Source organism: Pseudomonas sp. GV105, assembly GCF_003058185.1.
Taxonomy (GTDB): domain Bacteria; phylum Pseudomonadota; class Gammaproteobacteria; order Pseudomonadales; family Pseudomonadaceae; genus Aquipseudomonas; species Aquipseudomonas veronii.
This window is the reverse complement of the sequence record NZ_QBUF01000009.1, coordinates 278686-292456: the sequence shown is the minus strand read 5'-3', so window position 1 is coordinate 292456 and position 13771 is coordinate 278686. Positions and strand designations below refer to the sequence as shown.

The following is a 13771-nucleotide window of genomic DNA, read 5'->3' as shown; positions in this document are numbered from 1 at the left end:
CGAAAAACACCACAACTTGGCTGGCGCTCGCGGTAAATGACACACCGCTCGCCAGCAGAACCCATTCACTTCTCCCATTGCTCAAGCAGAATCGAAACAAATTTCTCCGCCGCTGGGGATAACGAGGCTCCACGACGGTAAACCAGTCCCAATGAACGGTTCACAATGGGCTCTATCAACGGGATGCTGACCAACGTCGGATGATCCACGGCAGGCATCGCCAGGCTCGGCACGGCCGAGACTCCGAGGCCGGCTTCCACCAGGCCCAGCGACGTCGAAAGGTGTTGCACCTCATAGAACCACTGCGGGCGCCAGCTCAAGCCCGATAACGCATGATCGAGCAACATCCGGTTGCCGCTCAGGCGTCCGACCCCGATCAAGCGGTAATTGCTGAGTTCAGACCAGGTCACCGCGCTACGTTCCGCCAGTTCATGATCGCGTCGACACGCCAATACAAAAGGCTCGTCGACCAATGGCACAAATTCTATGTCGGGGTGCTGGCCGCTCATCATGTTGATGCCGAAGTCGGCTTCTCCGCGCAGCACGGCCTCCAGGCCTTCGTTGGCGCTGAGATCGAGCAGGCGGATACGGATTTGCGGATAGCGCTCGTTGTAGAGGCGGATGACCGAAGGCAGGAAGTAAAAGGCTGCGGTCGGGATGCAGGCAAGGGTGACCCGTCCGCTCTGTCGCTCTGCCAGCTCTCGGATATTGAGTATCGAGTCGTCGAAGTCGTCCAGCAGGCGGCGTGCCTTGGGTAGAAAGTCCCGACCAACGCTCGTGAGACTCACCCTTCTGGTGGTGCGATCGAGAAGGGCGGTCCCCAAGCCTTCCTCCAGTTTTTTCATCCTCCGGCTCAGCGCCGGCTGGGACAGGTGCAATGCATCGGCAGCCTCGTGGAAGCTCCCGAGTTCGGCGATTTTCACGAACGATCGTATGTCATTTAGCTCATATTGCATTTTTTATAACTCGATGGAAGAGGGCGGCGGCGTTCAATCATCCTAGGTTTGTCATTCGTTAAACGCAATAATCAGGCTGATATTTGCATTGGAAACATTTTTTAAAGCCTGCGACTCTTGCCTCAAGAGCATTAATCAACCCGATTGATCAATAAGAGTCAGTGGTCATGCAACGAATTCCTTGTGTGCTTATGCGCGGCGGTACGTCCAAGGGGCCAGTATTTCTCGCCTGGGACCTGCCTGATGCGATCGAACAGCGTGATGAGCTGCTGCTCAACCTGATGGGCTCCGGCCATGAGCTGGAAATTGACGGTATTGGCGGTGGGAGCCCGCAAACCAGCAAGGTCGCCATCGTCAGCCCGTCGCTGCACCCGGACGCGGATGTCGACTATTTGTTCGTGCAGGTCATGGTTTCCCAGCGTCGAGTCGATACCGCACCCAATTGCGGCAATATGCTTTGCGCCGTTGGCCCGTTTGCGGTCGAGCAGGGGCTGGTCAAGGCGTCTAAAGGCATGACGCGTGTGCGTATTCGCAACCTCAACACGGGGACGTTTGTGAACGCAGACGTACACACTCCCGAGGGGACCGTCAGCTACGAAGGCGACACCGCCATTGATGGCGTGCCGGGGACTGCCGCTCCCGTGCAACTGACCTTCCTGGATGCCGCGGGCAGCAAAACCGGTAAGCTGTTCCCGACGGGGCAGACTCAGGACCTGATCGACGGTGTCCCGATGACCTGCATCGACATGGCGATGCCGATGATGATCATCGAGGCTGGCCAATTGGGTAAACGTGGGGACGAAAGCCCTGCTGAACTGGATGCCGACAAAGCCTTCCTGGGGCGCCTGGAGTCTCTGCGGCTGCAAGCCGGCCTGGCCATGGGGTTGGGCGACGTCAGTGATAAAGTGATCCCCAAGCCCGTACTGGTGTCGCCGGCCAAGGCGGGCGGCACCTTTCAGGTGCGCTATTTCATGCCGCACAACTGCCACCGGGCACTGGCGATTACCGGCTCTATCGGCTTGGCCACCGCGTGCGTCAGTGAAGGCAGCGTGATTGCTCAATTGCTTGGCGGGGTGAGCGAACCGCGCTTGAAACACGTTCGAATTGAACATCCAAGTGGCGCAATAGACGTTGTACTGTCCTACACCGGTGCTCAGGGTGAGACAATTCGCGCTTCGGTAGTGCGAACATCGCGCAGGCTGTTCTCCGGTTATGTCTACGCCGCGGCTTCCCAACGACTTGCCGGATAACGTCCTTTAGTCATTGTCGTTTCTGCATCAGCACAATTCTAAAAATGGGTGATGCCATGAAGTTTGTAAAATCGCTCTACGTCCAGATTCTCTTCGCCGTGCTGTTGGGCGTGCTGGTCGGGCATTTCTGGTCACAACAGGCCATAGCCTTGAAGCCGCTGGGTGATGCCTTCATCAAGCTGATCAAGATGATGATCGCTCCCGTGGTGTTCTGCACCATCGTCACCGGTATCGCCGGCATGAGCGACAAGCGCTCCCTCGGGCGTTTGTTGAGCAAGACCCTGTTGCTGTTCCTGGGCCTGACCGTGATCAGCCTGATCATCGGCCTGGTGGCGGTCTATCTGTTCAAGCCCGGTGTGGGCATGAACATCGACCCTACCCAATTGAGCACCAAGGGGCTGTCGCACTACACCGATTCTGCGGCGAAGCTGGGCGTGGTCGAGTTTTTCATGCACATCATCCCCGACACGTTCATCGGTGCTTTCAATAAAGGTGAGGTGCTGCCGGTTCTATTCATTGCGGTGCTGTGCGGGTTTGCGCTTTCGGCCATTGGCGAGCGCGGCAAGCCGCTACTGGATGTACTGGAGTCCGCTTCGCACATGGTCTTCAAGATCTTCTCCTACCTGATGCGCTTCGCGCCGATCGGTGCCTTTGGGGCCTTGGCGTTCACGGTCGGGCAGTACGGCATTACCTCGTTGGGCTCGTTGGCCAAGCTGATCATGACGCTGTACATCGCCTGCGCATTCTTCGTGTTTGTGGTGCTGGGGAGTATTTGCCGCGCGCATGGCTTCAGTCTGTGGAAGTTGCTGCGCTACTTGCGCGAAGAATTCCTGGTGGTCCTCGGCACGTCGTCCACCGAGCCGGTAATGCCGCGGATGTTGGAAAAACTCCAGGCCCTGGGTTGCAACAAAGGCGTGGTCGGGCTGGTGCTGCCCACGGGTTACTCGTTCAACCTCGACGGTACGGCGATCTACCTCTCGCTGGCGGCGGTGTTCATTGCCCAGGCCTGCAACATCGACCTGAGCCTGACCCAGACCGTGACCATGCTGGCAATCATGCTGCTGTCCTCGAAAGGCGCCGCCGGTGTCACCGGCTCCGGTTTTGTCGCACTGGCGTCAACGTTGACGGTCATTCACGACATTCCCTTGGCCGGCCTTGCCCTGCTGATCGGTATCGACCGCTTCATGTCGGAAGCCCGGGCCTTGACCAGCCTGGCCAGTAATGCGGTGGCGACCGTGGTGATGTCCCTCTCGGAAAATGCCTGCGATCGCGAAGTACTGATGCGGACGCTGGACGGCAAACCTTCCCCCATTGCCATCTCGGCCCAGGCCCAGAACCCGGACTGGGATGGTGTGACGGTCACGGACCGCGTCTGACCGGTCGCGGCTGCGCCCAGACACCTTAAACACCTCAAATAAACACTCCCCGCCAGGCACAACTGGCGGGCGCGGACTCGTGCGCCTGTGCATCGGCCCCGTTACTTATAAGAACAAGAGAACTGACTTATGCTCGCATTGCTTGGCTTGGCCATGGTGGTGGTTTTCACCTTCCTGATAATGACTAAACGGCTGTCGCCGATTGTCGCCCTGACGCTGGTTCCGATTGTGTTTGCCGTGATTGGCGGCTTCGGCGGCACTACCGGCAAGATGATGCTCGACGGCTTGAAAATGGTCGCACCGTCGGCCGCGCTCCTGCTGTTTGCGATCCTGTTTTTCGGCTTGATGATCGACGCCGGCCTGTTTGACCCGCTGATTCGCAAGATCCTCAAGCGCGTCAACGGCGACCCGATGAAAATCGCTGTCGGCACCGCGTTGCTTTCGCTGGTGGTGGCATTGGACGGTGACGGCACCACCACCTACATGATCACCTGCGCAGCCATGCTTCCGCTGTATAAGCGCATCGGCATGAACCCGATGATTCTGGCGACCATTTCCATGCTTTCGCTGAGCATCATGAGCGGCATGACCCCCTGGGGAGGGCCCGCGACCCGCGCGATTGCGGCACTGGGCCTGGATGCCGGGGCCTACTTCGTACCCTTGCTGCCGACCATGATCGGCGGCGCGATGTGGGTGGTGTTCACCGCGTTCCTGCTGGGCCGCGCCGAGCGCAAGCGCATCGGTAACATTCAATTGGAGAGCGGCGGCGGTAACTGCTACATCAACGCAATACTTGAGGGCACGCCGCACAAACGCCCGAAACTGGCCTACGTCAACCTGCTGCTGGTCATCGCGGTGATGGTCGCGCTGGTGATGGGGATCATGCATTCCGCGATCCTGTTCCTGATCGGGTTCGTCCTGGCGCTGATGATCAACTATCCGCAACTGGACATTCAGAAGGAACGCATCCTTGCCCATTCGGGCAACGCCATGACGGTCGTATTGTTGGTGTTTGCCGCGGGCATCTTTGCCGGGATTTTCTCTGGCACGAAGATGGTCGATTCTCTCGCGCAGACACTGGTTGACTGGATTCCGCCGTCCTGGGGGCACCTGTTCCCGCTGGTCGTGGCCGTTACCAGCATGCCGCTGACGTTCGTCCTGTCCAACGATGCCTACTACTTCGGCGTGGTGCCTATCCTGGCCAACGCCGCCGCGGCCTACGGCATTGATCCGCTGGAGATCGCCCGCGCATCGATTCTGGGGCAACCGGTGCATCTGATGAGCCCGTTGGTCGCCTCGACCCTGTTGTTGGTCGGGATGGTCGATCGCGACATCGGCGATTTCCAGAAAGCCACCGTCAAGTGGGCCGTGCTCACCTCATTGGTCATCACGGTGCTGGCTTTGTTGACCGGGGCGATCAGTCTCTTCACCTGATTCAACCCAACCTCCTGTTTTTCACCGACGCGCCTCACCCGCGAGGCGCGCGATTTCCTGCACGCCAAATAACAACAATGAGTAGTTTGCTATGAACACTGTACATACCCAACGGGTGCTGTTTTCACTGCTTGGTTTGTTGCCGCTGGCCAGTGCCAGCGCCGAAGGATTTATCGATGACAGCAAGCTCAAGCTGCAATTGCGCAACGTCTATTTCAATGAAAACTTTCGCGACGAGCATGGCTTGAGTGCCCGATCGGCCAGGACCGCCAAGAGCGAGCGCACCGAATGGGCCCAGGGATTCCTGCTGGATTACCAGTCGGGATTCACCCCAGGCACCGTTGGGTTTGGGGTGGATGCCCTGGGCCTGCTCGGGGTCAAGCTCGACTCTGGACGTGGCCGCAGCGGTACAGGCTTGTTGCCGGTTCACGCTGACGGGCGTGCGGCCGACGAGTTCGCCAGCCTGGGCATGACCGCCAAGGCCCGACTGGCCAAGACCACGCTCAAATACGGAACCTTGCTGCCCAAGACGCCGGTACTGATCTACAACGATGCGCGTCTGATGCCGCAAACCTACCAAGGCGCACAGATCAACAGCCTCGACATCGAGAACCTCAGCCTCACCGGGGGCCACCTCGATCGATTCAAGCTGCGTGACTCCACCGACAGCATGCCGATTGTGCCCGACGGCTATAGCGGCGCTGAATCCGGGGACTTCAGTTATGCCGGCGGAGAATACAAGCTGGGGAAAAACATTCGCCTGAGTTACTTCTACGGCGAACTGGAGAACTTCTACCGGCAGCATTTTGCCGGCATCCAGCACGATCTACCCTTGGGCGGCGGCGTGCTGACCAGTGATTTGCGCTACTTCAACAGTGTCGATAGCGGCTCTGCCTACGGCGGCAAGATCGATAACAACATGCTCAGTGGGCAACTGTCCTACGCCATTTCCGGGCATACCTTCGGTGGCGGGTATCAGACCCTCAGCGGGGATGCCGGGTTGCCATACATCAGTGGCGCGACCGTCTATTCGTTCAGCAACGCCGGTATCGGTAAGTTTATCGAAGAGGACGAGAAGACCTGGATGCTCAACTACGGCTTCAACTTCGCCGCCCTGGGTGTCCCCGGCCTGACCTTTTTCACGCGTTACCTGAGCGGTAACGACGGTAAGTCCAACACCACGGTCAAGGAATGGGAACGCGATGCCGAACTAGCCTACGTGGTGCAGCAAGGCACCTTCAAAGGCCTGGGAGTGAAGCTGCGCAACTACGTCTACCGCTCGGATTTCTCCCGTGGTCGTGACAGTAATCGGATCTACTTCACCTACGACATCGCGCTCTGGTGATCCACTGCTCGCGGCCACGCGACATTCGCGGGCCGCTTTTGCATCGGCGGCTTCATAGGATCGGGGTGAAGGAATCAAATAATGTCGTTCAAAACCAAAATACTGTTGCTGACCTTATTGCCGGTGCTGTTGTTTGCGCTGGTTTTAGGGTTGAGCGCGCGCAGCACGTTGCAGGCCCAGGCCGAGCAGGAAGTCGCACAGACCCGTGAGCGGCTGCTCGAGGAAAGCCGCACCCGACTCAAGGATTACGCGAGCATCGCTCAGACGTCCATCACCGAACTGTATGAGCGGGCGGCTGCCGGGGACCTTTCCGGCCGAGCCTTGGCAATCAGCCGACTGTCCAACGTGAAGTATGGCGATGACGGGTATTTCATCGGCTATGACAGTCAGGTCGTGCGCCTGTTTCGCGGTGACAGCAGCGAAGGCGTCGGCACCAACATGAGTGATCGCAAAGACATCAACGGGAAGTACCTGAACCGCGAGATGGTCGAAGCGGCCAAAAACCAAACGCACTTCGTCACCTATTCGGGTGGGGTCGTCAACACCGATAAGGTGGTGCCCAAGCTCGCTTACAGTTTCTATTTGCCCAAGTGGGACATGGTTGTCGTCACCGCGGTCAATCTGGACAGCATTGAAACCCAGGTCGCCAACGTGCGGGCCGATGTCGAGCTGCGCATACACCACTTGATGCTCAGCATTGCGCTTATCGCTGGCGCGCTGATCGGCATCATCGGGGCACTCGCGCTTCTGCTGGTCAAGCGCAGCTTACGGCCCTTGACCTTGATCCGCGCTCACCTCGATGAAATCGCCGCGGGCGAGGGGGATCTGACGCGGCGGCTGCCGCTTGTGAGTCGCGACGAACTGGGACAACTGGCCGGTTCGTTCAATGCCTTTATCGAAAAGATTCACAGCCTGGTCAGCCAGATCGTCGCGATGAGCGAACAGTTGACCGGGTCTGTCAGTCATGTGGCCGAGCAGAGCCGGCAGATTGACCGGGCCATGGATCGGCAGCGCCTGGAAACCGACCAAGTGGCCGCGGCGATAAACCAGATGTCATCGGCGGCGCAGGAAGTCTCGGCCAGCGCGCACAATGCGGCAAACGCAGCGGTCGAGACCGACAGGCAGTCCCGTCACGCCAGGCAGATCGTCAACGGCAGTATTGCGCGCATTCAGGCACTGACGGTCGAGCTGGATGAGAGTGGCCTGTCGATGCAGAATCTGCAAAACGACGTGACGTCTATCGTCACCGTGCTGGACGTCATTCGCTCGATTGCCGAACAGACCAACCTTTTAGCCCTCAATGCAGCCATCGAAGCCGCGCGTGCCGGTGCGGCCGGGCGCGGGTTTGCCGTGGTTGCCGATGAAGTGAGGGCGTTAGCCAGTCGCACTCAGCGCAGTACCCAGGAAATCCAAGCGATGGTCGAGCGTCTGGAGAGCGCTACCGGCGGGGTGGTCACGGCCATGCACCAATCCACCGAAGCCGCCCAGGGCGCTAACGCCGAAGCCGACCAGGCGGGTGAGTTTCTGGGCAACACGGTCGAGCTGATCGCCACGATCAATGCAATGAACGCGCAAATCGCAAGTGCCGCGGAGGAGCAAACCGCGGTGGCTGAAGAGATCAACCGCGGAGTGCATCAGATCGCACGCGCCATCGACGCGGTTGCCAACCAGACGCAGCAGGGCGTCCAGACCGTCGATGAGTTGTATGCGATCGGCAGCCGCCTGCAAGGCTTGCTGGGGCAATTCAAAATCTGAGGCTGCCCGGCAGGGGGCGATAGGGTGGCCTGCATCGACATCATGCAGGTTGAGGGGCAGCGCGAGACTCACCCGCTCTTTCCACATCACAAGTAGTCGCAATCGGCACACAGAACGCCGGCGGTGGCGCGGCATCGTCTGCGGTCGTTGCATCCCACCCGAACCTGGACCTGCCGGCGCAAGCCACTGACCACGGCAGCACCGTGGTCGTGAACGCTCCGTCGATTCCCGGTGTGACCCCAGTGGCCCCGGCCGCAACCACCGGCGACAAACCGTCCCCGGTGGCCAGCCAGAGCATTGCTCGTGTGCAGGGCCTGCCGGGCACGCAGCCCGTGTCGCAGCCGCAGAAATACCTGATCGAAACCAACCCGGTGCTCACCGACCTCAAGCAGTTCATGAGCTCGGACTATCTACTCTCCGGCCTCGGCTACAACCCTGACGACAGCGCCAAGCGCCTCGGCGACGGCCTCTATGAGCAACGTCTGGTCGAACAAGCCGTGGTGGCCCGCACCGGCCAACGCTTCATCGACGGCCAGAACACCGACTCGGGCATGCTCAAGTACCTGATGGACAACGCCATCAGGAGCAAACAGCAACTCGGCCTGAGCGTGGGTGTGAGCCTCACCTCAGCCCAAGTCGCGGCGCTGACCCACGACATCGTCTGGCTTGAAGAAGAGCAAGTAAACGGCGAAAACGTCCTGGTACCCGTGGTGTACCTGGCCCAGGCGAATAACCGCCTGGCCCCGGACGGCGCGTTGATCGCCGGTAACGACGTCAACCTGATCGCCGGCCAGAACCTGGACAACGTCGGCACCTTGCGGGCTAGCAATAACCTGTCGGCCCAGGCCGGCAACGACCTGACCAACAGCGGCCTGATCCAGGCCGGTAACCGCCTCAATCTGCTGGCCGGTAACACCATCGTCAACACCGCCGGCGGCATCATCGCCGGTCGCGACGTGAACCTGACCGTCACCCAAGGCGACATCCTCAACGAGCGCAGCGTCACCAGCCACGACAGCAGCAGCGGCTACCGCACCGAGCACACCGACTCCGTGGACAGTGCAGCGCGCATCGAAGCTGCGAACAACCTGAGCCTGCAAGCCGGCCGCGACGTAAACAGCGTGGGCGGCGTGATGAGCAGCGGCGCCGACACCACGCTCAAGGCCGGGCGCGACGTCAACCTGATCTCTGCCGAAGGGACCAACAGCAATACGGTGAGCGGGCTGTTCAAGAACAGCAGCGTGACCCAGTACGGCAGCCGCGTGGATGCCGGCGGTGATTTAAAGGTACAGGCGGGCCGGGACATCAGCGCGGTGGCGAGTGAGATCGATGCCAAGCGTGATGTGACGATGTCGGCGGTGGGCGATTTGTCACTGTCGTCGGCAGCAGACGAGTCCCATGCCTCGTTTACGTCGAAGAAGGTCAAGAGCAAAGAGGACCATGTGAGCCAGGTCTCCACCACGGTTAAAGCCGGTGGTGACGTGGCGCTGAGCGCCGGACAGGACCTGGCGTTGACGGCGAGCCGGGTGACGGCGGGGGATGAGGCGTATTTGTATGCCGGTAAAGACCTGAACCTGGCGGCGGCTGAAGACAGCGATTACTCGTATTACTCGAAAACGAAGAAGGGGTCGTGGGGTAAGAAAAGCTCGAAGATGAGCGAGAGCGAAAATGATGTGGCTGTTGGCTCTTCAATTCAGGCGCAGGGTAAAACAACGGTTGTCGCCGCCAACGACATCAACCTCACTGGATCAACCATCAACAGCGACAAAGGCGCATTGGCGGTTTTGGCGGGTCACGACGTCAATCTGACTGGCGCAGAGAACCGTGAATCCAGTGCTTCCGCCAAATCAAAATCCGGCGGGTTTGGACTTTCCAGTACCAGCAAGATGAGCAGTGATTCACAAAGCAGCACGTCGTTGACCGGTTCGACACTGAGTGGGGATACGACGTTGGTACAGGCCGGTCATGATATTGCGGTTTCCGCCAGCAACGTAGTCTCGACTGAAGAAACGAACATTCAGGCTCGCAACAGCGTTCGCATAGAGAGTGATGCGGAGTCGTTCAGTGCACAACACAGCCAGTCGACTAAAAAGTCTGGCTTGTTAAGCACAGGGGGGATCGGCGTCACCTTGGGCTCCTCCCAGAATACCTACAAGCAGGGCACGGAGAGCGCCAGCCAGAAAGGCAGCACCGTCGGCAGCGTCATGGGCGATGTGAATATCACCGCCGGTAAAGACCTGACCGTCAAGGCGTCGGACGTGGTTGCAGGGAAGGACATCAAGCTGGTTGGACAAAACGTCAATATTCTCGACGCGGCCAACGACAGTACGACGCGTACCTCTCAGGAGAGCAAGAAGAGCGGTCTGACGTTGGCGTTGTCCGGTGTGGTGGGGGAAGCGGTCAACACGGCAGTGCAAACCGCTCAAGATGCCATTCATGAAAACGACACGCGTTTGTCGGCATTACAGGGGGTCAAAGCCGGGCTTTCCGGCTATCAGGCTTATCAGGGCGCCCAGGCACTTGAGTCCGGTGCGCAGGCAGGCGAGTTCGTCGGTATCTCGATTTCGCTGGGAGGACAGAAGTCCAGCTCCAAGCAAATACAGGAACAAAGCGTCAGCCAAGGCAGCAATCTGACGGCAGGCGGTAACCTTAGCCTGGTTGCTACCGGGAATGGACAGCCGGGTGCTACGGGTGGCGACATCACGGTACAGGGCAGCAAACTTCAGGCCGGCACCGACTTGCTGTTGTCTGCCGCACAGGACATCAATCTGCGCTCCGGCACCAATACGCAAAGCCTCGACGGCTCTAACAAGAGTGCAGGCGGTGCAATCGGCGTAAGCCTGGGAGTCAGTGACAGCGGTGCGGGTCTTAGTATCTTCGCCAACGGCAACGCCGGGGCGGGCAAGGAAAAGGGTAATGGCACCACATGGACTGAAACCACCGTCAATGCCGGTAACAAGCTCACGCTCGACAGTGGTCGGGATGCAACCTTGGTGGGAGCGCAGGCGAATGCCCAGCAGATCGTCGCGGACATAGGGCGCAACCTGACGCTGAGCAGTCAGCAAGACACTGATCGTTACGACTCCAAGCAAACCAACGTCAGCGGAGGCGCCAGCTTCACATTTGGCTCTATGAGCGGGAGTGCGTCGCTTAGCGTCAGCCAAGACAAGCTCAAGTCTAACTTTGACAGCGTGAAAGAGCAGACCGGGTTGTTCGCTGGGAAGGACGGCTACCAAATAAGCGTTGGCGAACATACCCAACTGGATGCCAGCGTAATCGGCAGCACCGCGAGCGCCGACAAAAACAAACTCACGACCGGGAGCCTGGGCTGGACCGGACTGGACAACAAAGCCGATTTCAGCAGCCAGCACCAGAGCGTGAGTGGAGGGACGGGCGGGGATGCCAGTACTCAGTTCCTCGGCAATATGGGCAGTATGTTGCTGGTGGGTGCGAACCACGACGGGCATGAAAGCAGTACGACTTACGCAGCCATATCTGATGGCCAGCTGACTATTCGCGACAAGGATAAGCAGCAACAAGACGTCAACACGCTGAGTCATGACGTTGAGCATGCCAATAACGCACTGAGCCCTATCTTCGACAAGGAGAAGGAGCAGCAACGGCTTCGCCAGGCGCAGTTGATTGGTGATATCGCTAACCAGTCCATGGACATTATTCGTACCCAGGGAACGATTGAAGCTGCGAAGGCCGCGCAAGCACACCTGACAGATGAACAGAAGAACATGCCGGGGGCTAATCCAGACGCCTCTTACAAAGATCGCAAGGCCTATGTGGACATGTTGCAGGGCACCGATGCCTATAAAAGCACCATGGCTGCCTACGGTACGGGAAGTGACCTTCAGCGTGCTGCGCAAGCCGTAACGGCAGCGGTTCAAGGGCTGGCTGGAGGCAACCTTGCCCAGGCGGTCGTGGGGGCTTCGGCGCCGTATCTGGCGGGTATCATCAAGGACAACACAGGCGATAACCTTGAAGCCAGAATAATGGCTCATGCTGTATTGGGCGCGGTGCTTGCAAAATCCCAGCAAAACTCTGCGCTTGCTGGAGCCACGGGGGCGAGTATCGGTGAACTGGTCGCTTACGAGCTGTACCCGAACAAGCCCATCGATCAACTGAGCGAAGCTGAAAAACAAAAGGTCTCCGCACTATCGACACTTGCTGGAGGCCTCGCTGCAGGCATTGTGGCAGGGAACTCGTCAGATGCAGTGGCGGGAGGCATCGCAGCGAAAAATGCGGTCGAAAATAACCAGCTCAGGGGCAGTGAGGGCATAACACTTGCGCAAGAGCAGGCCGAGTATAAGAAAAGGAACTGCGGGGGAACGTCCTCATCCCGTTGTGACGAACTATCGAAAAATATAAAGGAACTGTTGGCAAGAGACAGCTCCGTACTCAAAGATATGCCAGCCGTAGAAGGGGACATAGGAACCGATCCGGGCTCCAGACCTCAGCCAGGGCAACTGGTCAGCTGTGCGCTCTCGGGTAACGGTGTATGTGTCGTATCTGACAGAACGGTCAAAACCGATTTGGGAGATGAGTGGGCCCTGGAACCAGCCAGCGACGCACAGTCGATTACTCATAAAGCAGAGGTTGCAACAACGGTAGCTGCACAGAAAGCGTATCTGGACGAGTTTTCGAAGGAAACGTTTGCTGCCGGATGCGGTGGTATGGGGCTCGCGGGGATTGCGTGCCAGACCTACATGGCTTCAGGTGGGAAAAATCCCATCACCGGTGAAGTAGCGACGACAACCGAAAGGTTCGGGTTCGGGCTCCAAGCTGTCCTGAACAGTGCGGGATTGTTTGGGGCAGTTTATGATGGTGCAGCTGCTAGTATTGATTTAGCGCCAGTTAAGGGTGCAAAAGGGACATCTACGGCACCAGCTTGGGATAATGCTGTGTCCAAAGCCGATGGAGATTTTGGCTATCTGCCACCCCTCCGGCAAAATTACGTTCGAGAAGTTTACGATCTACAAACGTCCGTAGATAATTTGCGCGCTGGAGGCGCTAGCGCTGAAGACATAGCAAAATATGCATACAGTGCTAGGAATGATCTGAAGTTGAAATATAGAGAGTATACGCCGCCAGATATGCTAGAGACTATTGATGCGAGAAACATGGAGCGATACGGAAATAAGATTGGTCCTGCGTTTGACGATCTCGTTAAGAAAGGGAAGACTTTTGAGCAAATTATAGAAAGCTCTACGCGAGCTGGTGGTGGGGATATTTTCTAAATGCCAATGCTTATTGATGAAAAAACATTCTCTATTGGGAGTATGCGTTCTGGAAGATTGTATGCGGACTTAACGTCGGAGGTGGGCTGGGAAGGGTTTCCTAGTTATGCTGAAGCATTTGTAAATATGTTTTTTGGAGAGATTGTTAGTAGAAGCGACTCCGTTGATACTAGGGTTTGGGGCGTGTCTTTAAATAACGAGAGCCTAAGGCTTGTGTATGAAGATTTTCCTGTAATGATTACCTTGGAGTCGCAAAGTGATGGTGGTGATAAGTTTATTGAGGAGCTGAAGGCTCGTCTAAAAGCAAATAGTTGATTCTTTGGTGCAAAAGGAGTAGGAGCCTCAGGCCAAAAGCTGCCATCTGCTTTACCAGATAACTTGACTGGTTATGCGAACCCGAAAGATATCC

The 13771-nt window shown here is 58.1% G+C and carries 8 protein-coding genes; 7 read left to right on the top strand and 1 reads right to left on the bottom strand.

The features are described from left to right. Positions 1–65 precede the first annotated feature (65 nt). Positions 66–956 (bottom strand): LysR family transcriptional regulator, encoded by an 891-nt coding sequence (locus C8K66_RS19700; protein ID WP_017846929.1) that lies wholly within the window; start codon positions 954–956, stop codon positions 66–68. 167 nt (positions 957–1123) lie between these two features. Here C8K66_RS19700 and C8K66_RS19695 point away from each other — a divergent pair, with 167 nt between their 5' ends. From C8K66_RS19695 to C8K66_RS19665, 7 genes are all read left to right on the top strand, one after another. Beyond that, positions 1124–2206 carry a 4-oxalomesaconate tautomerase gene (locus C8K66_RS19695; protein WP_108525717.1) on the top strand — a complete coding sequence of 361 codons (1083 nt, stop codon included), beginning with the start codon at positions 1124–1126 and terminating at the stop codon, positions 2204–2206. 44 nt (positions 2207–2250) lie between these two features. Continuing rightward, positions 2251–3582, top strand: a complete 1332-nt coding sequence (dctA, locus tag C8K66_RS19690) for a C4-dicarboxylate transporter DctA (protein ID WP_046384114.1) — start codon at positions 2251–2253, stop codon at positions 3580–3582. A 129-nt stretch (positions 3583–3711) separates the two neighbouring features. Further along, the gene (locus C8K66_RS19685) at positions 3712–5016 is read left to right on the top strand and encodes a CitMHS family transporter (protein WP_108525715.1); all 1305 of its coding nucleotides are present in this window, start codon (positions 3712–3714) and stop codon (positions 5014–5016) included. Positions 5017–5107: 91 nt separating this feature from the next. Continuing rightward, complete coding sequence (locus tag C8K66_RS19680) at positions 5108–6361, top strand: OprD family porin (RefSeq protein ID WP_017846933.1); 1254 nt, start codon at positions 5108–5110, stop codon at positions 6359–6361. 81 nt (positions 6362–6442) lie between these two features. Beyond that, positions 6443–8116 (top strand): methyl-accepting chemotaxis protein, encoded by a 1674-nt coding sequence (locus C8K66_RS19675; protein ID WP_108525713.1) that lies wholly within the window; start codon positions 6443–6445, stop codon positions 8114–8116. Between the two features lie 395 nt (positions 8117–8511). After that, complete coding sequence (locus tag C8K66_RS19670; RefSeq protein ID WP_256590981.1) at positions 8512–13362, top strand: hemagglutinin repeat-containing protein; 4851 nt, start codon at positions 8512–8514, stop codon at positions 13360–13362. Further along, positions 13363–13677 carry a DUF3630 family protein gene (locus tag C8K66_RS19665; protein ID WP_256590976.1) on the top strand — a complete coding sequence of 105 codons (315 nt, stop codon included), beginning with the start codon at positions 13363–13365 and terminating at the stop codon, positions 13675–13677. It abuts the gene before it with no gap. The last annotated feature ends 94 nt before the right edge of the window (positions 13678–13771 follow it).